The organism is Pseudoduganella sp. GCM10020061, from assembly GCF_042683405.1.
Classification (GTDB): domain Bacteria; phylum Pseudomonadota; class Gammaproteobacteria; order Burkholderiales; family Burkholderiaceae_D; genus Telluria.
Genome location: NZ_JBHUJS010000011.1, coordinates 254,292 through 274,192, shown reverse-complemented (window position 1 = coordinate 274,192; position 19,901 = coordinate 254,292). Strand labels below are relative to the sequence as shown.

The 19,901-nt window shown below is 67.1% G+C and carries 19 protein-coding genes; 12 read left to right on the top strand and 7 right to left on the bottom strand.

Annotated features, from left to right (window positions below; translation table 11 throughout):
- Nucleotides 1-74 precede the first annotated feature (74 nt).
- Nucleotides 75-998 (top strand): methyltransferase domain-containing protein, encoded by a 924-nt coding sequence (locus tag ACFSQR_RS15565; RefSeq protein ID WP_377730870.1) that lies wholly within the window; start codon nucleotides 75-77, stop codon nucleotides 996-998.
- A 27-nt stretch (nucleotides 999-1,025) separates the two neighbouring features.
- Here the strand turns inward: ACFSQR_RS15565 and ACFSQR_RS15560 are convergent, their stop codons facing one another.
- Nucleotides 1,026-2,222 (bottom strand): PepSY-associated TM helix domain-containing protein, encoded by a 1,197-nt coding sequence (locus tag ACFSQR_RS15560; protein WP_377730869.1) that lies wholly within the window; start codon nucleotides 2,220-2,222, stop codon nucleotides 1,026-1,028.
- Between the two features lie 220 nt (nucleotides 2,223-2,442).
- Here ACFSQR_RS15560 and ACFSQR_RS15555 point away from each other — a divergent pair, with 220 nt between their 5' ends.
- The 4 genes from ACFSQR_RS15555 to ACFSQR_RS15540 all read left to right on the top strand — a co-directional run bounded on the left by ACFSQR_RS15555 (nucleotide 2,443) and on the right by ACFSQR_RS15540 (nucleotide 4,855).
- Nucleotides 2,443-2,640 (top strand): hypothetical protein, encoded by a 198-nt coding sequence (locus tag ACFSQR_RS15555; RefSeq protein WP_377730868.1) that lies wholly within the window; start codon nucleotides 2,443-2,445, stop codon nucleotides 2,638-2,640.
- A 153-nt stretch (nucleotides 2,641-2,793) separates the two neighbouring features.
- The gene (locus ACFSQR_RS15550; RefSeq protein ID WP_377730867.1) at nucleotides 2,794-3,018 is read left to right on the top strand and encodes a DUF6139 family protein; all 225 of its coding nucleotides are present in this window, start codon (nucleotides 2,794-2,796) and stop codon (nucleotides 3,016-3,018) included.
- A 323-nt stretch (nucleotides 3,019-3,341) separates the two neighbouring features.
- Nucleotides 3,342-3,665 (top strand): pyrimidine/purine nucleoside phosphorylase, encoded by a 324-nt coding sequence (locus tag ACFSQR_RS15545; protein WP_377730866.1) that lies wholly within the window; start codon nucleotides 3,342-3,344, stop codon nucleotides 3,663-3,665.
- A 173-nt stretch (nucleotides 3,666-3,838) separates the two neighbouring features.
- On the top strand, nucleotides 3,839-4,855 hold the full coding sequence (locus tag ACFSQR_RS15540) for a hypothetical protein (RefSeq protein ID WP_377730865.1): 1,017 nt from the start codon (nucleotides 3,839-3,841) through the stop codon (nucleotides 4,853-4,855).
- A gap of 60 nt (nucleotides 4,856-4,915) precedes the next feature.
- Here the strand turns inward: ACFSQR_RS15540 and ACFSQR_RS15535 are convergent, their stop codons facing one another.
- From ACFSQR_RS15535 to ACFSQR_RS15525, 3 genes are read right to left on the bottom strand one after another with little or no spacing between them, the layout of a single operon-like run.
- The gene (locus tag ACFSQR_RS15535; protein ID WP_377730864.1) at nucleotides 4,916-5,905 is read right to left on the bottom strand and encodes a ribose-phosphate diphosphokinase; all 990 of its coding nucleotides are present in this window, start codon (nucleotides 5,903-5,905) and stop codon (nucleotides 4,916-4,918) included.
- Nucleotides 5,902-6,366, bottom strand: coding sequence for a universal stress protein (locus ACFSQR_RS15530; RefSeq protein WP_377730863.1), 465 nt, complete (start codon nucleotides 6,364-6,366; stop codon nucleotides 5,902-5,904). The genes ACFSQR_RS15535 and ACFSQR_RS15530 overlap by 4 nt, the downstream gene beginning before the upstream one ends.
- An 8-nt stretch (nucleotides 6,367-6,374) precedes the next feature.
- Complete coding sequence (locus tag ACFSQR_RS15525) at nucleotides 6,375-7,097, bottom strand: CBS domain-containing protein (RefSeq protein ID WP_377730862.1); 723 nt, start codon at nucleotides 7,095-7,097, stop codon at nucleotides 6,375-6,377.
- Between the two features lie 142 nt (nucleotides 7,098-7,239).
- Here ACFSQR_RS15525 and ACFSQR_RS15520 point away from each other — a divergent pair, with 142 nt between their 5' ends.
- Nucleotides 7,240-7,701, top strand: a complete 462-nt coding sequence (locus ACFSQR_RS15520; RefSeq protein ID WP_377730861.1) for a MarR family winged helix-turn-helix transcriptional regulator — start codon at nucleotides 7,240-7,242, stop codon at nucleotides 7,699-7,701.
- A gap of 65 nt (nucleotides 7,702-7,766) precedes the next feature.
- Here ACFSQR_RS15520 and ACFSQR_RS15515 read toward each other — a convergent pair whose 3' ends face one another.
- Nucleotides 7,767-8,264 (bottom strand): pyridoxamine 5'-phosphate oxidase family protein, encoded by a 498-nt coding sequence (locus ACFSQR_RS15515; RefSeq protein ID WP_377730860.1) that lies wholly within the window; start codon nucleotides 8,262-8,264, stop codon nucleotides 7,767-7,769.
- Nucleotides 8,265-8,432: 168 nt separating this feature from the next.
- On the opposite strand from ACFSQR_RS15515, the gene prsT reads away from it, so the two are divergent.
- Nucleotides 8,433-11,189: an XrtA/PEP-CTERM system TPR-repeat protein PrsT gene (prsT, locus tag ACFSQR_RS15510; protein WP_377730859.1), complete on the top strand. Its 2,757-nt coding sequence runs from the start codon at nucleotides 8,433-8,435 to the stop codon at nucleotides 11,187-11,189.
- A gap of 93 nt (nucleotides 11,190-11,282) precedes the next feature.
- On the opposite strand, the gene ACFSQR_RS15505 is transcribed toward prsT, so the two are convergent.
- The gene (locus ACFSQR_RS15505) at nucleotides 11,283-12,908 is read right to left on the bottom strand and encodes an FAD-binding oxidoreductase (protein WP_377730858.1); all 1,626 of its coding nucleotides are present in this window, start codon (nucleotides 12,906-12,908) and stop codon (nucleotides 11,283-11,285) included.
- Nucleotide 12,909: 1 nt separating this feature from the next.
- On the bottom strand, nucleotides 12,910-13,647 hold the full coding sequence (locus ACFSQR_RS15500; protein WP_377730857.1) for a long-chain N-acyl amino acid synthase: 738 nt from the start codon (nucleotides 13,645-13,647) through the stop codon (nucleotides 12,910-12,912).
- A gap of 430 nt (nucleotides 13,648-14,077) precedes the next feature.
- Between ACFSQR_RS15500 and ACFSQR_RS15495 the strand changes: the two genes are divergently transcribed.
- The 5 genes from ACFSQR_RS15495 (at nucleotide 14,078) to ACFSQR_RS15475 (ending at nucleotide 19,899) form a co-directional block, all read left to right on the top strand.
- Nucleotides 14,078-14,998, top strand: coding sequence for an EDSAP-1 family PEP-CTERM protein (locus tag ACFSQR_RS15495; RefSeq protein WP_377730856.1), 921 nt, complete (start codon nucleotides 14,078-14,080; stop codon nucleotides 14,996-14,998).
- Between the two features lie 201 nt (nucleotides 14,999-15,199).
- Nucleotides 15,200-16,729 (top strand): XrtA system polysaccharide chain length determinant, encoded by a 1,530-nt coding sequence (locus ACFSQR_RS15490; RefSeq protein WP_377730855.1) that lies wholly within the window; start codon nucleotides 15,200-15,202, stop codon nucleotides 16,727-16,729.
- 10 nt (nucleotides 16,730-16,739) lie between these two features.
- On the top strand, nucleotides 16,740-17,486 hold the full coding sequence (locus ACFSQR_RS15485; RefSeq protein WP_377730854.1) for an XrtA-associated tyrosine autokinase: 747 nt from the start codon (nucleotides 16,740-16,742) through the stop codon (nucleotides 17,484-17,486).
- A 5-nt stretch (nucleotides 17,487-17,491) separates the two neighbouring features.
- Entirely contained in the window at nucleotides 17,492-18,682 is a 1,191-nt protein-coding gene (locus ACFSQR_RS15480) for a glycosyltransferase (protein WP_377730853.1), read from the top strand.
- A 44-nt stretch (nucleotides 18,683-18,726) separates the two neighbouring features.
- A complete protein-coding gene (locus tag ACFSQR_RS15475; RefSeq protein ID WP_377730852.1) occupies nucleotides 18,727-19,899 on the top strand; it encodes a glycosyltransferase family 4 protein in 1,173 nt (390 codons plus the stop codon).
- The last annotated feature ends 2 nt before the right edge of the window (nucleotides 19,900-19,901 follow it).

Here is a 19,901-nt window from a genome sequence, read left to right as displayed (position 1 = left end):
CGTCCATTGCCGCGTTAGTCGCCTGCGCATAATGGCGTCCACGCTACCGCATTTGCGCGGTACAAAAGGACACGATGCTGAACGAACGCGAAATCGAGAGCTGCTACCTGGGACAATTCATCCCGGCGCACTACCACCACAACATGCTGATGGACCAGAACCGCATGCACGGGTTCCGGTCGGCGATCCACTACGCCGTCAAGCCGGGCATGAAGGTGCTGGAACTGGGCGGAGGCACTGGCGTGCTGTCGTTCTTCGCGGCGCAGCAGGCGTCCAAGGTGTATTGCGTCGAGTTCAATCCGGACATGGTGACCGAGGCGCGCCGGCTGCTGGCCCGCAACCATAACGGCCACCGCGTCGAGGTCGTGCATGCGGACGCCTTCGAATACCTGCCGCCGGAGCCGGTGGACGTCGTCATCTGCGAGATGATCCACGTGGCCATGCTGCGCGAGAAGCAGGTCGAGGTGATCGAGTCGTTCAAGCGCCGCTATGCGGCCAGGTTCGGCGGCCCGCTGCCCGTGTTCCTGCCGGAGGCGGTGATCATGGCGGTGCAGCCGCTGCAGCAGGACTACGATTTTGAAGGCTACTACGCGCCGATCGTGCAGTTCCAGCCGACCAGCGTCACGTATCCGGGCACGGTCGAACTGGCGGTCCCGCAGGTCTACAGCATCATCGACTTTACCCAGCCGAACGACATGCAGATTGCATGGGAAGGACTGTTCCTGGCCGAGAAGTCGGGCATGCTCAACGCGCTGCGCTTCATTACCAAGAACGTGCTAGCGGTCGTGCCGGAAGAATCGAGCACGATCGACTGGCTGAACCACTACATGACGCTGCCGCTCGCGGAGCCGGTCAATGTGCACGCCGGCGACGTACTGGCGGTGTCGTTCTCGTACCGTGCGGGCGGCTCGATCCCATCGCTGGAAGCCTCGCTGCGCGTCGAAGTGATGCACGACGCCATTGCAGCGGGCCTGCAACGCGCCTCCGCCGCTGCCTGAGCGACGCCGCGAAACTGGCTGCGGAGCCTAGGCGGCAGCTGCCGCGGCGGCCGCTGCCATCCTGTTGCGCACAACGTGCTTGCTGCGGCGCTGCTTGAGCCAGACTGCAACGCCCGTCACCATGAACGCCAGCGGCGTCAATCCGAACAGCGTGATGAAGATGCGGCCGGCGATGCCGAATGCGTCCCCGGTATGCAGGGGGAACATCCAGGACAGCAGCACATCGCCGCGCGGGCCGGCGAGCGGATCGACCACGCGCAGGACCTGGCCGCTGGCCGAATCGATGGTGATGCGCGTGGCGCCGTCGTCGTGGCGGATCTCGCCCTCCTGGCGCACGCGGATCTCGTACGGCACGCCCGGCTTCGGAATCACGATGCGCGAGGTGCGCGCATCCGGAAACACCGCCTGCGCACGCTCCAGTGCCGCGTGCACGTCAAGTGCCAGCCCGGCGCCAGGATCGCGGTTCTTCAGCTTGGCCGTGCTGCTGACCGGCGCGACCACGTTCACGGCAGGCGCAATCACCGCGGGCAGGTTCATGTAGCTGCCGGAAAAGCCCTGCACCAGCAGCGCCGGCGCCAGGAAGAAGCCTGCCGCACGGTGCAGGCTGTAGTTGAGCTTTGGCCATGAGCCGCCGAACCGCACCGTCAGCGCGGCCTTGATCGACGTCCAGGTCGGCCTTGGCCACCAGAGGATCAGCCCCGTCAGCGCGAGGATCACCATCACGATCCCGCACGCGCCCACCACAGTCTTGCCCGCTTCGCCCGCGACCATGTAGCGGTGCAGGTGGAACAGGGTCGGCATGAGAAGAGGGCGGCTGAGGCCGGTTTCGCCCCAGTTGCGTTCGCCCAGCACGGCGAGCGTGGCCGGGTCGAGCATGACCTGGCGCGACACCGCGAGCTCGAACGGCGATTTGCCCTGCGGGACGCGGTAGGTGGCCACGTACACGTCACCGGCAAAGGATGGGAAAGCCAGCTGGGAAGGGCGCCCGTACGCGGGATCGGCCTCCAGACGGTCGAAGACGGCCTGGACGGCGCTTGGCGTCACCCGCAGCGGATCGCCCATGCGCGCGCCCTGCTGGACTGGCGCCTGCAGCAACTCCGGGTTGAGCATGCGGTCCAGCTCGGGCAGCCACGCGATCACGCTACCGGTCAGGCCCAGTATGACGAACACGCTGCCACACACGAGGCCAAGCCACAGGTGCAGGGTGCGTCCGAGTTTCTTCATTGAGTGGTTTCCGCGCGAATCAGGCTCACGGCAATGTTGCCGCGCCCGCCATCTTATCGAAAACGAGAATCATTCGCAATATGTCGGTGGCGACGCCCGAACCGTTCGCCCCCTGAATGACGCATTTGGACCATGATTTCAGGCCGCTGGTCGTACCAGGTTTGCCGGAACCGCTACGCTTCGCTAAAGTCCGCGCATCTACTGAAAGAAAGGGCTTTCCATGTTCGGTTTCCTGCTCTGGCTCCTGTTGCTGATCCTGTGCTGGCCGCTCGCAGTGGCCGCGCTGGTCTTGTATCCGCTGGTCTGGTTGCTGTTGTTGCCATTTCGTCTGATCGGAATCGGCGTCGAGGCCGTGTTCGAACTGCTGCGCGCAATCGTCATGTTGCCGGCCAGGGTACTCGGCGGCCGCCGGAGCTAGGCTGGCCAACGATAATCTGGTCTCGCCGGCAACGAATCGGGACTGTTCGGAACCCTTTGATGGAAGCCGTCGAGAACTGTGCTTCAGCTAACAGACACGGAATCCGGCGAGGTGGACAGTCGAGTTCGGACTCATTTTAAAAGGATCAGAATCATGCGTCTGGACATCTATCGCCGCCCGGAAACGGACGGCTCATTTTCCTTCCTGGCTGTTCCCGAAGAACAGCAAATCCCTGAAGAAGCGACCAACACGGACTGGGTCATCGAAGCGCGATCCGTCGAAGTCCAGGACGAGGCAGACGGCTTGCCGGACTACGAGATCGATCGCCTGAACGAGCAACTGGCGGAAAAAGGCTACGCCATGACTGCGTTGCACTGATGGCCGCGGCGGGCATCTTGCCCGCTGTAGGATATCGCCCACACTTCGCATAATTTATATTATGTCAAATGACGTATAAGGACGTTTCAATCTGAACCGGGCTGCCGCGTCGGCTGTGCACGCCCCTATGATCCAGCGCAAGCCCACCCCAGTTACCGTCCCGTCCTCCTCCGTTTCTCGTCAAGATTGCTGTCCCGCGCTACTGCCGAGGTAACGCGCGCGCCTCGCTCGCCAGCCGCCTCCAACAGGAGTATGGTAAGCGGACAGGCGCACGCCGAACCTCCGGATCCGCCGGGCGAGCCATTCTTACAAGAGGAGACATCATGGGCACTCACAACAACTTCGAGCACGTGTCGATCGCCAAGAAGGCGAACGTGTATATGGACGGCAATTGCGTCTCGTACGACCTGGACTTCCCGGGCCATACCCACAAGACACTGGGCGTGGTGCTGCGCTCCACCGTCCCGTTCCGCGCAGACGTCGCGGAAACGATCGAGATCGTGGCTGGCCGCTGCCGCGTCCGCTTCGATGCGCATGGTGAATGGAAAGACTATCACGCCGGCGAGCGCTTCCACGTGCCAGCCGACGCCATGTTCGAAATGGAGGCGATCGAGCCGACGCACTACGTCTGCCATATGCATTCCTGACTGGCCGTGGCCGGTCGGACTCCCGCCATGCGGCATCAGCGGGCGGGAGTCGCCTGCTTGCGCCTGCCGCGCGCCATCGCCGGCAAGCGCGCGCAAGCGCCCTTCCCGATCCGGGAACTCGGACTATACTGAGTTGATCCGGCACCCTCGCCTGATTTCCTGCCGGGTCCCTCATGAGCCCGTCTTCGTGTCACATTCCGCTGGATGCGGAACTGTTGTTCCTGAACCATCCGGGTAGCTACCCCGAGCAGACCCGCAAGGTGGTAACAGTCGAAACCCATATGTCCTGGGTCTTCCTCACCGACCGCTACGCGTACAAACTCAAGAAGCCGATCCGCTATGGGCCGCTCGACGCGCGCCTCGTGGCGATGCGCCATTTCTACTGCGCCGAAGAGGTCCGGCTGAACCGGCGGCTGGCGGCCGGCATCTACCTGGCCGCCGTGCCGCTGGTCATGCGCCACGACGGGCGCCTCGAACTGCTGGGCGACGGGGTGGCGGTGGACTGGCTGGTGAAGATGCTGCGCCTGCCGCATGCGCAGATGCTCGACCGGACCATCGCGGAAGGACGCGCAACGGCTAGCGACATGGACCGCGTCGCCGAATTGCTGGCGCACTTCCACGGCGCCTGCCGAAAGGCGACGCCACGCGCGCAGGCATTCTCCCGGCGGCTCGCCGAGATCATTGCACGGCATGAGCAGGAGCTGCTTTCGCCCCAGTACGAACTGGGGGAGGAAGTAGTCAGGCCCGTTTCGCAGGCGCAGCAAAGGGTGCTGGCACGGCTGGCTTCCATGATCGACCAGCGTCCGGAGCTGGGACGGGTGGTCGAGGGCCATGGCGACCTGCGGCCGGAGCATGTGTACCTGGGCGAGCCGGTCGCGATCATCGACTGCATCGAGTTCTCACGCGACCTGCGCACCCTCGACAGCCTGGACGAAGCGGGATTCCTTGCGCTCGAGTGCGAACGACTGGGCGCGCCGGCACTGGGCGACGCCTTCCTGGCCAGCTATGCGCACCACTCGGGACAGGAGACGGCCTGCGAACTGCGCCACTTCTACCAGAGCGTGCGCGCGGTAACGCGCGCGACGGTGGCGATCCGGCACCTGGGTGAGCCGCGCTACCGGGAGTCGGAGAAGTGGCGCGAGCGGGCGCTGGACTATCTGCGGCTGGCGCGCACCCACCTGCCACCGTGAGCCGGGAACCGGCGGGACGCCCTGCCGGCTTGCGAGCCGGTGCAGGCTGACCAGACAGGCTCAGAACTCGCTGTCGCCATCCGCACCGTCGTGCAGCGAACGGATCGCGTCGGCGAACAACTGCGCGCAAGGCAGCACGCTGACCTTGTCGGCGGTGGGACTGCCGGCCAGCCGGCCAGTCCCGACGGTGTCGGTCACGTAGATCGCTTCCAGCGCCGGGTCGGACAGGATCTCCGCCGCGCCCGGCGCAAACGCGCCGTGGGTGGCGACGCCGATCACGCGGTTCGCTCCCATCTCGCGGCAGGCGCGCGCGGTGCGCACCAGCGTTTCGCCGCTTGCGACCAGGTCGTCGAAGATGAGCGCGGGCCGGTCCTTCAGGTCGCCGACCAGCAGGCTGCCGGTCAGGGCGCCGCCGCTGCGGTACTTCTCGGCGAGGGCGCTGCCGGCATCGATGCCGGCGAGCGCCAATTGCTGGCGGAACTGGTCGGCGCGCTTGACCGCGCCCGCGTCCGGTGCGACCACGACCAGTCCGTCGCCCAGCAGCGGAGCGAGGTGTGCGGCAAACAGCGCTGCAGCTTCGATGTTGGTGGTGCGGCAGGAAAAAGCGTTCTCGAACGCGGCGATGTTGTGCACGTCGATCGTCACGACCGCATCGGTGCCGACCGCCGCGAACAGGTCGGCAACGTAACGCGTGATCACGGGGTCGAAGGGCTTGGTGCGACGGTCCTTGCGGGCGTACGCAAGGTACGGCGCCACCGCGGTTACGCTGGCGGCGCCGGCGTCCCGCAGGGAGGCGATGAAGAACAGCATGCGGCACAGCTTGTCGTTGGCGCTTTGCTGCGCGTCGCCGTGCAAGGAGTGGATGACGAAGGCGGAGCGCCCGCGCACCGGAACCAGGGTGCGCGCCTTGTGCTCGCCGTCCTCGAATTCGCGCTCTTCATGTGGCGACAACTGCAGCCCCATTCCGGCCGCGACCTGTTGCCCGAACGCCGCGCTCGATCCGAGTGCGAACAGCAGCGGAGGCGGCGACGGCGGCTGCGGCGCCGTCATGCGGCACCCGCGCCGGCGTGCGCCTTGTGCACCAGCACCGGCACCTGGCTGTGCAGCAGGACTTTCAAGGTTTCGCTGCCCAGCAGTTCCAGGTCGCCGCCGCTCCAGCCGTGCGAGGCCATGAAGATCAGGTCGCACTCCAGCTGCAGGGCGCGGGCAACGATCACGCGGTGCGCGGTCCCGTCCTGGCGGTCGCGGGTGCAGGCGACGCCCGCGGCGGCAGCCGCGCGCTCCGCGGCGGACAGCCAGGCGTCGGCGAACCGGCTGAGGAGCGCATGGCGGCGGCGTTCGTAATCGGGGTCTTCATGGGCCCATGCTTCCAGCAGGTCGTGGCGCACCGTCGGGATCACGTGCAGCGCGGTCACCCGCCCTCCCCCTGCGGCGGCCAGGCGGATGCCGGCCTGCACGGCCTGGCGGGATGCCTCCGAGCCGTCGACGGGAAGCAGGATGTGCCGGTACATGGGCGCCCTCACTGCGCCTTCTCGCGGTCCGACATGTCGACCACGGCGCCGCTCAGGTAGTCGCACCAGACCATCTCGTCCTGCACCGAGCGCACGCCGGGCACATTCTCGGCCAGCACCCGCAGCGCGTCGATCTGGCGCGGATCGGGTACGCCTCCACTGAGCGTGACCACGCCGTCCTGCACGTGCACCTGCACCATGCCAGGCGTGGCCCAGGGCTGGCGTTCGAGCTCGGTCCAGAGATGGCGGCGGATCTGTTCGTCGCTCACGGGACCCTCCGGGATATGGTGGGCGGCAGCGAGCAAGGCGCGCATCAGGTCCGCCCGCGTGACCATGCCGGCCAGGAGACCGTCATCCACCACGGGGATGCGGTGGATGCGCTTGCGTTCCATCAGTCGCACCACCTGGTCCAGGCTGTCATGCGGCGAAGCGGTGACCGGGTCGCGCGTCATGATCTCGCAGACCAGGCGGCCGTGCGCATGGGAGTATTCGTCCGCCAGCCGGCCGGGACCGAGCACGAATTCGAGCCAGCGTGGGCGGCGCTTCTGGGTGCCCGCTTCGGCGCGGCGCAGCAGGTCGCTGTCCGACACGATGCCGACCAGCTTGCCGTCAGGTCCGCTCACGGGCAGGCCGCCGATGCGATGGTCGAGCATGAGCTGCGCTGCCCGTTCGACGGGAGCGTCCTGCGGCACCGTGAGCACGTGCCGGGTCATGATTTCCGCGACCTTCATCGGAGGGCACTGGTTGGTTTGAATGGTTCAGCATGCGCGGCTGGGCCCGGAATTCCCATGATCTTTGTCAAAAACGGCGCACTTGATCGCCGGCAGGCCGCCTGAGATAATCGTTGATAGACTCAACTAATTTTTTCAGCGAATGAATACTGCTCCCGACGGGCATGCCCTGCTCGACCTGCTCAACCAGCTCATGTACGCAGTGAACGCGCAGCTACGCGCCGATATGGATGCGAGCGCGCTGGGCCTGGCGCCGATGGAAGCCCAGGCCCTGGCCTTCCTGCAGCGCAATCCAGGCTGCACCCAGGCCGATTTTGTCCAGTACATCGGACGCGACAAGGCGCAAGTGGCGCGGCTGGTCAAGCCGCTGATCGAACGCGCACTGGTGGTCTCGCTGCCGGACGAGCAGGACCGCCGCCTCAACCGCCTGTGGCTGACGGAGGCGGGACAGGCGCTGCACCGGCGCGCGGCGAAGATTCGCGCCGGACTGGCCGAGAAGATGTTGGGCGGATTCGATCCGGGCAAGCGGGCGCGGCTGGCGCGCATGCTCGAACGCATGGGGCAGCAGCTTGGAGCGCAAGACGCGGCCATCGAAGAAGGTTGACATCATCAACGATCCGCCTGGCCGCTCTGGCGGGAATCGTTGAGGCTATCAACTATCCCGGAGAGTCAGTTCAGCCGGATGGTGCCGTGCTCGCCCGGCTCCGTCGGCGGCGGATGGCCCGTCACGGCGGCCTTCGCCAGGCGGAACATCTGCACCATCTTGCTGGCATGCGCGTCCCAGTACTCGGCCGTATGTGCATGCACGCGCAACAGCGAGAGGTGCGGGTCGCCCAGCCCCTTCGGGAACCAGGCCTCGAGCATCGGATTCCACAGTTCGCGCATGCGCGCCTGGTCGCGCGACTGCTCCGCATGGCCACTCACGGACACGTAGACACTGTTATCGATGTCGGAATAGCTGACGTTCACATGGTTGTTGGCGCCCACATGCCGCCACACCGCGGTCTGGTCGGACGTGAAGAACCACAGGTAGCCATCGGCGTCGAGGTCCTGGCTGGTCATCGGGTGCGATACCAGGAAACCGTGTTCGTCGATGGTGGTAAACATGGCGATCCGGATGTTCTTGATCCGCGCCGAGAGGTCGGCTTGCTGGCTGGAGGTGCTCATGGTGACGGGCCTTTCATGGGAGTCGGTGCCAGCCGATCCTAGCAAGGGGCGGACAGCGCCTCTGTGCGGCCTCGTACACTGCGCCGCACGGCCTGCCGTTGTCGAATATCAAGAAGCCTCCCCTCCCCTGTCCTTACGCTTTGGTTTCGGCCCCGACAGGAGAATGCCATGTCCCGACTTGCCCGCCTTCCGGCAACCACCATCATCGCTGCGGCGCTCGCCCTGGGCGGGTGCCAGAGTGAACAGGACGTCAACAGCCTGGTGGCGCAAGCCGCCGCCTACCAGAAGAAGGGCGAGCTGAATGCCGCGATCATCCAGCTCAAGAATGCGGTCCAGCTGGACCCGGGCAACGGGGACGTACGCATGCGGCTGGGCAACGTCTACCTGGAACACGGCGATGCGGTATCGGCCGAGAAGGAACTGCGGCGCGCCGCCGACCTGCGCCAGGATGGCGCCACGCTCCAGCTTGCGCGCGCGCTCCTGTTGCAGGGCAAGTTCCAGGAGGTGCTGGACGAGTTCACGCTGCAGGCCGGCCCTGGTGAGAGCCCGGAGGCGCTGGCCCTGCGCGGCAACGCCCTGCTCGGCCTGCAGCGCAACGACGAGGCCAGGAGCATGTTCGAACGCGCCCTCGCGGCCGATTCCGCCCTCCCGGCAGCGGCGCTGGGACTGGCGCGGCTGGAAGTGGCTGCGCAGCGCATGGAAGATGCCCGTGCGCTGCTCGAACGCGCCCTGGCGCAGCACCCCGACGACGTGGAATGCCTGCGCTTCAAGGCCGAGCTGCTGCGGGCCGACAACAAGACCGATGAGGCGATGGCGGTATACCACCACCTGATCAAGGTGCGCCCGGGCTACGGTCCGGCGCGTGTCGACCTGGCCAGCATGCTGGTCGATGCAGGCAAGTTCGACGAGGCGCGCAAGCAACTGCAGATCGCGCGCAAGGGATCCACCGCCACGCTCGGCTTGTTCCACACCCAGGCCCTGCTGGACTACCGCGAAGGCAAGTTCAATGCGGCGCGCGAAGGCCTGCAACAGCTGCTGTCGGTCGCACCCGAGCACTACCCGAGCGTCCTGCTGGCAGGCGCGGTCGAGTACAAGCTGAACGCGATCCAGCCGGCCGAGCTGCATGTGGCCAAGTTCCTGTCCGCCTATCCGCGCGACCTGTTCGCCAACAAGCTGATGGCCAACGTGAAACTGCGCCAGAACCAGCCGGGTCAGGCCCTGGCGCTGGCCGAGGCGCTGGTCGACGAGCATGGCGACGATCCGGAACTGCTGGCGATCGCGGGCGAAGCGGCAATGCGTTCGCGCCAGTTCTCGCGAGCGACCGAATACTTCGAGAAGGCCAGCGCGCTGGCGCCGCGCGCCGGATCGCTGTACACGGCGGCCGCGCTGGTGCACCTGCGCAGCGGCGACACCGCCCGGGCAGCGGAACAGCTGGAACGCAGCGCCAGTTCGGGCGGCGACACCATGCGTACGAAGATGCTTCTGGTCGTGACCTACCTGCGCGGGGGCCAAACGGATAAAGCGCTGGCCACGGTCGGCGAGATGGAAAAACAGGCCAACAGCCCGGCGGTGCAGAACCTCAAGGGCGGCGTGTACCTCGCGCGGCAGGATTTCGTCAAGGCGCGCGACAGCTTCGCCAGCGCACTCAAGCTCGATCCGCTGCACATGCCCGCGCTCGACAACCTGGCCCAGCTCGACCTGCTGGAGAAGCGACCCGAGCAGGCCCGGGCGCGCTACCGCAAGGCGCTGGAAAGCGCCCCGCGCAACGCGCTGCTGATGGAGGCGCTGGCCCGCCTGGAGACGCGGCTGGGCAATGTGGCGGGGGCGACCGGCTGGCTGGAGAAAGCCTACCAGGACAATCCGGACGACCTGCGGCTAGGCTTGCGGCTGGCCGACTACTATACCGGCGCCGGGAACAAGGAGCGCGCGCTGACCCTGGCGCACAAGCTGCAAAGCTCCAACCCCACCCACCCGGACGCACTGAACATGCTGGCACGGACGCAGGCTGCCAGCGGCGACGTACGTGCGGCGGCCGACACCTACGGCAAGCTGGCCGCGACCATGCCGGGCGCGGTGGCGCCGCTGATGAACCAGGCCCGCGCCCAGCTGGCCGCGCAGGACAACGCGGGCGCGCTGGACACCGTGCGCCGCATCATCAAGAGCCGTCCCAACTCCATCGAAGCGCACCGGCTGAACGTGGCGCTCCTGCTGCTCCAGAAGCGCCACGCGGAAGCCCTGCGCGCCGCGCGCGACGTGCAGAAGCAGTTCCCGACCGGGGCCATCGGCTTCCGCCTGGAGGGAGACGTGCTGACCGCGCAAGGCAAGCAGCTCGACGCGCTGCGGCTCTACGAGCGCGCATTCGCGCTGCAGCCGAGCGGCGCCGGCATGGTGCTGCTGCACACTACGCTGTCCGGTATCGGCAAGCAGGCGGAGGCGGACAAGCGCATCGACGAATGGCTGCGCAAGAACGACAAGGACATCCCGACCCGCATGTACCTGGCCGGGCACAAGCTGACCAAGGGCGACTACAAGGCGGCGGCCGCGCCGCTGGAACAGGTGCTGTTACTGGACCCGGACAATGTGGTGGCGCTGAACGACCTGGCATGGGCGCTGCACCACATGGGCGACAAGCGAGCGCTTGGCTATGCGGAACGGGCCTACAAGCTGGCGCCGCGCAGCCCGGTGGTGATGGACACGCTGGGCTGGATCCACGCGGCCGGCGGCGACACGGGCAAGGCCCTGCCGCTGATCCGGCAAGCCAGCCAGCTTGCGCCGGATTCGAACTCCGTGCGCTACCACCTGGGCGTGCTGCTCGGACGCAGCGGCGACAAGGCGGCTGCCCGGCGCGAGCTGGAGCGGGTCGCCGCCGACCGCAGCGATGCCGGCCGCGCAGAGCGTGCCCGCGACGCGCTCCGCTCGCTATAGCGCAGGCATGCGCGCGGAAGGAAGCGTACGAGGGACCGTCCCCGGGTGTTCGATCCCGGGGTGATCGCGGGATCGAGGACTAGTCGCGCGGTTTCAGCGCGCCCGGCCGGGCTCGTAGCGCCCCGGCGCGATGATCCCCAGCGGATCGAGCGCATCCTTGAGCGTCCGGACGGTCTTCCAGTACGTGTCGCCGTGCGGGTCCAGGTCCGCCATCGACTGGTTGCCGACGCGGTAAGGGATGTAGCCCGCCGCCATCAGGATATCGAAGCTGGCCCGGTAGCACGCGCGCGCGCGCGCCACTTCGTCCGGATCGTCCTTGTCGTAGGCGATGGTCAGCACGCCGCCCAGCGCCCGTTCGGTGATCATGCTAAAGGTCGCAAACAGGTCGAATCCATGTTCGGCGAACACCGGCTCCACCATGCCGTACACCTGCAGCATCTCGCTCCCGCGCGCCGGCACGATGGGCGAGACCCACAGCAGCCCGCAATTGTCGACCGCCGGATTGGCGCCGCGCGGGAAGTCCGGCGGCAGACCGCCGCGCCGCCGCCAGTACGCGCCGGCCAGGAAGCGGCCATTGGGTACGCCCCGGTTCATCGCGAACAGCGACTGGCCCAGCGCGACCTGCGCGCGCAGCCTGCGCCCCATCGCGCTGGAACCGAGCAGGCGCGCCACCCGTTCGCCCATCCTCAGTTTGGCTTCGGTGATGAAGACGGGGCGCGCCGGCGTGGGCCGCAAGGCGGCGCGCAACGCGTGGCGTGCCGCCGCCACCTGGCGCGCGCTGCCATATAGCGCGCCGGACACCGTCCAGGCGCCCACGCCGGCCTGGCGCCGCATCTGCTCGCGCACCTGGGGCGGCAGCGCGCTGCTGCCGCCCGCCTGCTCGCGCGGGAACACCGTGCCGCCGGAGAGCACGCGCAAGTCGTTGCCGATGTGGAGGATGCTGCGCAGCGTGCCATCCATGCGCAGCGGCCGCAGCGCGTCGACGACCGGCGCGATATCGTCATGGCGCTCGACCTGCGCCAGGAAGTGGTTGATGGTCTCCGCACGCGGCATCAGCCACAGGCCCAGACGGGTGACGATGCCGAAGTTCGATTGCGTGAACATCCCGTCCAGGAACGGGCCGACGCCATACGGGAACACATGGGTCGCGCGCGCCGACGGATAGTGGCCGAAGCCGGTCTCCAGCACCTCGCCGCTGGCCAGCACGACCTGCATGCCGCTCACGTTCTGCAGGCGGTTGCCGTACGGCGAATGGCCGAAGCCGCGCTCCAGGATATTCCCCACCAGGCTGGTATCCGGACCGGCGCCGGTGCTGTCCATCCACTGCAGGTCGCCTTGCTCGCGCAGGAAGTCGGACAGCTGCTGCTGGGTCACGCCCGGCTCGATCACCGCGTAGCCCAGCTCGGGATCGTAGGCGGCGATCCGGTTCATGCGCGACAGCGACAGGGTGACCTGCCCTTCCAGCACCGGACAGGCGTCGCCATAGCCCCAGTTGCGTCCTGTTGACACGGGATAGAGCGGCACGCGGTGGCGCGCAGCCAGCCGCACCAAAGCGACTACTTCCTCCAGCGACGCCGGGTACACCACCGCCAGCGCGCGCGTGCTGCGCGCGGCGGTGCTGCTGGCGTAGGCCGCCAGGGTGGCCTCGTCGTCGCGCACGTGTGCCGCACCCACGACCTCGCGCATGGCGGACAGCAGCACGCTTGCCTCGGGCGCCATCTCAGCTCCGCCCGGAGATGATGCGGGCGGTGATACCCGGCTCGTCGCGCACGGGGAAGAAATAAGGATAGAAGGAGCGCTCCGTGCCGCTGTTCTCGAACATGCCGCCGAAGCGGCGGATCTGCTCGCGCATGTAGTCGAGTTCCAGCCGCAGCAGGACCGCCGGCGCGCCGACCCGGCTGCAGTCGCGCTGGCCGCCGAAATCGGTGAAACCCAGCATGCGCTTGTAGAACATGACGTGGCGCGGATTGACCTCGATGATGTAGTCGCTGTAGCCGTGGATGTTGTGGGCAAAAATATAGGAAATGTGGATCAGCGAGGCGAATACGCGCTTCGATACGCCCTTGTCGATGGCCAGCCGCGACGGTTCGCACAGGCGCCGGTCCTGCGCACGCAGCTCGTCGATCCGGTCGCGGAAGTTTTCGTCCGCCGGCAGGCCTGCGCTGCCGTCCAGGCACAGGCTCATGGTCCCGACCGTGACGCCGCGCGTCTCGGCGTACAGCAGGATCTTGTTCGGTTCCTGGTGGACCGTGTGCTCGACCGCATAACCTCGCCAGCCGTACATCTTGCGGATCAGCAGGCTGGCCGCTTCGCGCCGGCCTTCCGAGTTTGCCATCCTGATATTGAACACTTGTACGTCCATGGGTTGCGCCTCATCCTGGGGCCGGCCTTCGATGCACATGTCGTGCAATCCTACGGGCGTTTCAAACGACACGATCGGCTCTTCGTCATCAAACATGGTTTTTTTCCGTCCTTTCCGCCACAAATGCTGCCCGCGTTGGCGGCGCGAGCCTGCGTAGCAGTTAAGACAGGGTCAGGAATGGAAAGTTCCGCATCCTGCAGCACAAATGTCGGAAAAATTTTCAACGCCAGGCGCGGGCGATACCTGCGCCCGTGCCTGCTGAGCGGAAGTGCTGAATATTCCAAGCATGTGCCGGCTGCGCCGTGCAGCTGCGGCCGCTCACGCCCGATGTTCCGGACGGGCCAGCACTGCGGCGCCGCCTGCCGCGCCGCTCCAGGTGTCGGAAGAATTGCCAGCGCCTCCCGCCACCGTAGCGAGCGCCAAGCCCGCCCAACGCCAAGTGACTGAATCTGCACGCTTTTCCGGTGCTGGCACGCTTTCTGCTCAACAGTCCCGTGCATCGACTCACACTGACAGGAGAGCCATCATGAAACTTCGCAACACACTGGTTGCCGCCAGCCTCGCGCTGGGCGCCATGGGCAGTGCCTACGCGGACAGCTTTGCATCCGCCATCCTCGACATCAATAACTTCCGCCTGCTGCATTCGTCCGGCGTGCCGTTCTCGACGGCCGACTTCGACACGCTGACCGGCACCAACGACGCCCACGCAACGGCCAGCCTGAACGGCGTTTTCGCCAATGGCGCGCAGTCCTTCGGCATCCTGTCGGGCCTGAACCCCGACGTGCCGCATCAGTGTGTGGGCGTCCCCTGCCCGGCGAAGCCCGAGAACGACTTCACCCCGTTCCCGTTCCCGCCGCCAGCACCAGGCACCTTCGGCTACGCCGACCAGCAACTGACCGGTAGCACGATCACGATCGGCATGGCGCCGGCCGGCGCCCGTGCAACTACCCGTGCGGACGCTTCGCTGCAGGTGGATGGCGTGGCATCGGGTAACTCGGACGTCGGCACCTCGACCACGTTCAGCTTCACGCTGGCCGCGGCCGACACCATGACGTTCTCGTTCGACGGCACCCCGTTCACCCAGGCCTGGGTTGACGCCGCCGCCAGCCCGACCACCAACGCCAATGCGCGCCTGTCGTGGAGCGTCAACATTATCGACACCGCCACCGGCACCACGGTGTTCAGCTACGCACCAGCGGAACTGAACGCGCTGTCGAACGTCAGCCGCACCGACGGCGCTCCGGGCACCTCGACCTACAACCCGGGCACCCTGGCGTTCAGCGCGACCACGCCGCTGCTGTCGGCGGACGTGGTGTACCAGATTACGATCCAGCACAACACGCTGGCCAACGCGCTGCAACAGCGGGTGCCCGAGCCTGCCTCGCTCGCCATCTTCGGTATCGGCCTGCTTGGCATGACCGCCGTGGCACGCCGCCGGAAGTCGTAACCCCTCCTTGTGGGAGCTGCATTTGCCGGCCTTCGGGCCGGTTTTTTTTTGCCTGCAACGAATTGGGGCAGGAAAAACAACGCATTGAACAGTCCGCTTGACTGAACTCAATCCAAGCGACCGCAGCCCAACTGAGGCGCGGATTGCGCGACCTATAATCGAGTGACCCGATAGGCTGAACCTTTCGAAAGGTGCGCGATCATGGAGGAGTTCCTGAACCAGCTGGTGTCCGCGCTCAAGGGCATCTGGAACCACCGCTGGCATGCGCTCGCCGTCACCTGGCTGGTGGCGCTGGCCGGATGGGCGCGGGTCTACACGCTGCCGGACGACTACCAGAGCACCGCGCGCGTGTTCGTCGACACGCAAAGCATCCTCAAGCCGCTGATGCAGGGCATGACGCAGACCCGCAACACCGAGCTCGAAGTCGACATCATGAGCAAGACGCTGATCTCGCGCCCCAATGTCGAACGGGTGATGCGGATGGTCGACCTCGACGTCAAGGTGAAGTCTCCGCGCGAGAAGGAGGAATTGACCAATGAACTGATGCGCGAGATCCGCATTGCAGGGACATCCGCCACCGACATCTATACGATCAGCTACCACAACAAGGATCCCAAGCTGGTGCGCGACGTGGTGCAGTCGCTGCTGGCGATCTTCCTGGAAGGGAGTTTCCGCGGCAACCGCGGCGAGTCCGAGAAGGCGGTCCAGTTCATCGACGACCAGATCAGGAGCTACGAGGCGCGCCTGGTGGAGGCGGAAAATGCGGTCAAGGAGTTCAAGCTGCGCAATACCATGCTGCTGCCGCGCCAGGGCACCGACTACAGCAGCCAGCTGGGCGCGTCCGCCGACGCGCTGGGCACGGCGCGGCTCGAGCTGCAGGAGGCCGAACAGGCGCGCAACGCCATCAAGGCGCAGATCAGCGGCGACGAGCCGGTCCTCGGCCTCGAGGCCAAGCCCGCCGACATCGTCAATCCGGAAATCGACAGCCGCATCGAGGCGCTCAACAAGAACCTCGACCTGCTGCGCATGCAGTATACGGAGGCGCACCCTGACATCGTGGCCGGCAAGCGCCTGATCGCGCAGCTGGAAGCACGCAAGCTGGCCGAGAGCCGCGAGAAAGGCGCCGACGCGGATCCGGGCCGCCACTTCAGCCCCATGCTGCAGCAGCTCAAGGTAGCGCTGACCGAGGCCGACGCCAAGGTCGCCGCGATGCGCGCGCGGGTGCAGGAGTACACCGCGCGGCACGAACGCCTGCTGGCACAGAGCAATGCGATTCCGGAAATCGAGTCGCAGCTGGCGCAGCTGAATCGCGACTACCTGATCAACAAGGACAATTATGAAAAGCTGATCGCCAAGCGCGAGGCGGCCAAGCTGTCGGGGGAGCTGACCAATACCACGGAGATGATGAGCTTCAAGATCATCGACCCGCCCACCCTGCCCCAGGCGCCGGTGGGACCCAACCGCCCCATGCTGTACAGCGCGGTCTTGCTGGCGGCCCTGTTCGGCGGGCCGGCCGCCGGTCTCCTGATCAGCCAGGTACGCCCGACCTTCCTTGGACCGGCCGCGATGCGCCAGGTGACGGGGCTGAACGTGATTGGCACGGTCGCGCTCAACTGGACCGCGCGTGCGCTTGCGCAGCGGCGCCGCGGCCACTACGTGCTCGCCGTCGCCGTCGCCGCCCTGCTCGCGGCCTACGGCGGATTCCTCGCAACCGCACTATCACGACATTAAGGAGGTGGCCGTGGCCATCGTCGAACTGAATACCGCGGAGCGGCGCACCGTCGAGATCAACCTGGCGCGCCTGCACGACATGGGCATGGTGACGCAGGACGGCGGACGCACCAGCGCATCGGAGGACTTCCGCATCATCAAGCGCCCGCTGCTGCGCGCCGCGCTCGGCGAGGACCGCGGCGAGAAGCACTCGAACCTGATCGTGGTGACCAGCGCCCTGCCAGGAGAGGGAAAAACCTACTGCGCGATCAACCTGGCCATGAGCATCGCCATGGAAAAGGATCACACCGTGATGCTGGTCGACGCCGACGTGGCGCGGCCCTCGGTGCTCAAGGTGCTTGGCCTGCCCTCGGCGCCTGGACTGATGGACATCCTGCTGAATGACCGTCTCGCGCTGGCCGACGTCATCCTGCGCACCAACATCCCCTCGCTCTCGCTGCTGCCGGCGGGCCGCAGCAACAAGCATGCGACCGAACTGCTGGCCAGCCAGGCCATGAGCGCGCTGCTGGAAGAGATCTCCAGCCGCTATCCCGACCGGATCGTGGTGTTCGATTCGCCGCCGCTGCTGCTGACCACCGAATCGAGCGTGCTGGCCGGCCAGATGGGACAGGTGGTGATGGTGATCGAATCGGAACGCACCACCCAACGCGCCGTGAAGGACGCGCTGGCGCGCATCGACACCTGCAAGCACATCAGTATCATCTGCAACAAGAACCGCGCCTTCCCCGGCAGCGACTACTACGGCTACTACGAATAGCGGCCATGGATGCCAGCCCCTCGATCGAACGCCAGAAGCTGGTCGTGCACCTGGTGCACCGGCTCGACACCGGCGGCGCCGAAACCGGCCTCGTGAACCTGATCCGGCACATGCCGCCCGGGCGCTATCGCCATGCCATCGTCTGCCTGAAGGACCACTCCGGGCAGGGTGCGCTGTTCCGCCACCGCGACGTGGAAGTGATCACGCTGGCCAAGCGCGAAGGCAAGGACTTCGCGCACTACCTGCGCCTGTTCCGCACTCTGCGGGCGCTGCATCCCGACGTCATCCACACGCGCAACCAGTGCGGCATCGAAGCGCAGCTGGTGGCGGCGCTGGCCGGCGTCAAGCTGCGCGTGCACGGCGAGCATGCGCGCGATGCGGACGGGCCGCCGGTGGCGCGCCTGCGCTACCGCTTGCTGCGGCGGCTGCTGCGGCCACTGGTCGGGCACTTCATCGCAGCCAGTCCGGAGCTGGCTCAGTGGCTGGTCGATTCGGTCGGTGCGGCCCCGGCGCGAGTCTCGCGCATCGCCAACGGCGTGGACAGCATCCAGTTCCACCCGCGCCTCGGGCCCAAGGCCGCCATCGGGCCGCCCGGCTTCATGCACGACCACACCTTCGTGATCGGCGCGGCCGGCCCGATGGACGAGCGGGCCAACCATCCGCTGCTGGTCGAGGCCTTCCTGCGCATGCTCTCCAACGACGCCGCGCTGGCCCAGCGCCTGCGGCTTGTGATTCCGGGCGATGGACCGGCCCGCGCCACATGCCTCGACATGCTGCGCCGCGCCGGCGCCGGTCACCTGGCGTGGCTGCCCGGATGGCGGCCCGACCATGCCCAGCTGCTGCGGTCAATGGATGTGTTTGTGGAACCTTCCGAACGCGAAGGCCGCTGCGCGCCGATCCTGGAAGCGATGGCTTCCGGCCTGCCGGTGGTGGCCAGCACCGCCAGCATCAACGCGGAGCTGGTCGGTACCGGCTTTACCGGCATCCTGGTGCCGTCCATGAGCGCGCAGATGCTGGCCTTTGCCATCGGCGACTATTGCCGCCTGCCCGAACTGGCACAGCGCCAGGGCGCACGCGCGCGCGCGCAGGTGATCGCGCACCATAGCCTGCCCGCAATGGCGCAGGGCTACCTGGCCGTGTACGACGCGCTGACCGCGCAACAGGACGGCGCGCCCGCCGCGCTGGGCCGCACTTGAGCGCACACAAGGGCGCCATGCGCAAAGTTCGCCACCATGGATCAATGCGCATCCTTCACATCTTCGACCATTCGCTCCCGCGCCGCACCGGCTATGCATTGCGCAGCCATGCAGTGATCGCCGAGCAGCGCGCACGGGGCTGGCAGACGGTCCAGCTCACCGGCCCAGCGCACGGCAGCGCCGGGGCGGATCCGGACGGCTGGCAGTTCTTCCGCACCCGGCCGGCCGCCCCTCCGCTGGCGCGGGCCCCGCTGCTGTCGCACTGGCTGGCGGCGCGCGCGCTGTCATCCCGCATCCGCCAGGTGGTGCGCCTGACGCGTCCGCAGATCCTGCACGCGCACGCGCCGCCGCTGAACGGCATCGCGGCGCTGCGCGTGGGCCGGCGCTGCCGGCTGCCCGTCATTTATGAGGCGCGCGACTGGTGGACCGATCCGGAACGCGATGCCGGCATCGTCGCACGGATGGCTTCCGCCGCCGAAACCTGGGTCGCGCGGCACGCGGACGGCGTGGCTGCCAGCAGCCATGCCATGCTGGGAGAACTGCGCGCGCGCGGCGCACGCGGACCGGGTGCGCTGATCCCGCCCGCGATCGACCCCTACAGCACCGGCTGCGCCCCATCGAATGCGGTTCAGCTCAGGTCACAGCTCGACCTCGGCCCCGGCCCGGTAATCGCATATGTGGGGGAACTGCGCGAGCACGAGGGCGTCGCGCTGCTGCTCGACGCGCTTCCCCGCATCCTGCTGGCCTCCCCTTCTGCGCGCCTGCTTGTCGCCGGCGACGGGCCCGCCCTCGGCGCCCTCCGCAGCCAGGCGGACATGCGCGGGATCACGCGCCACACAATATTTGCGACTGACGCGGCCCCGGGCCAGATGCACCACTATTATCCGCTCGCCGACGTGCTGGTGTTCCCGCGCCTGCCCAGCCGCCACGCGGCGCTCTGTGTCCCGTTCCTGCCGCTCGAGGCAATGGCGCACGGCAGTGCGGTCGCGGCATCCGATACCGGCGGTCATGCCGAGCTGATCGAAAACGGCCGCACCGGCTTGCTGTTCGAGCCGGGTAGCGCGGAGGCGCTCGCGGCGACCGTGATCGGGCTGCTGTCCGATCCGCTGCAGCAGGCGCGGATCCGCACGCAGGCGCGCCGCTTCGTGGTGGAGCGCCGTACCTGGGAAGCCAGCGTGGCCCGCTACGCGCCGCTGTACCAGCGGATGCTCCGATAGAT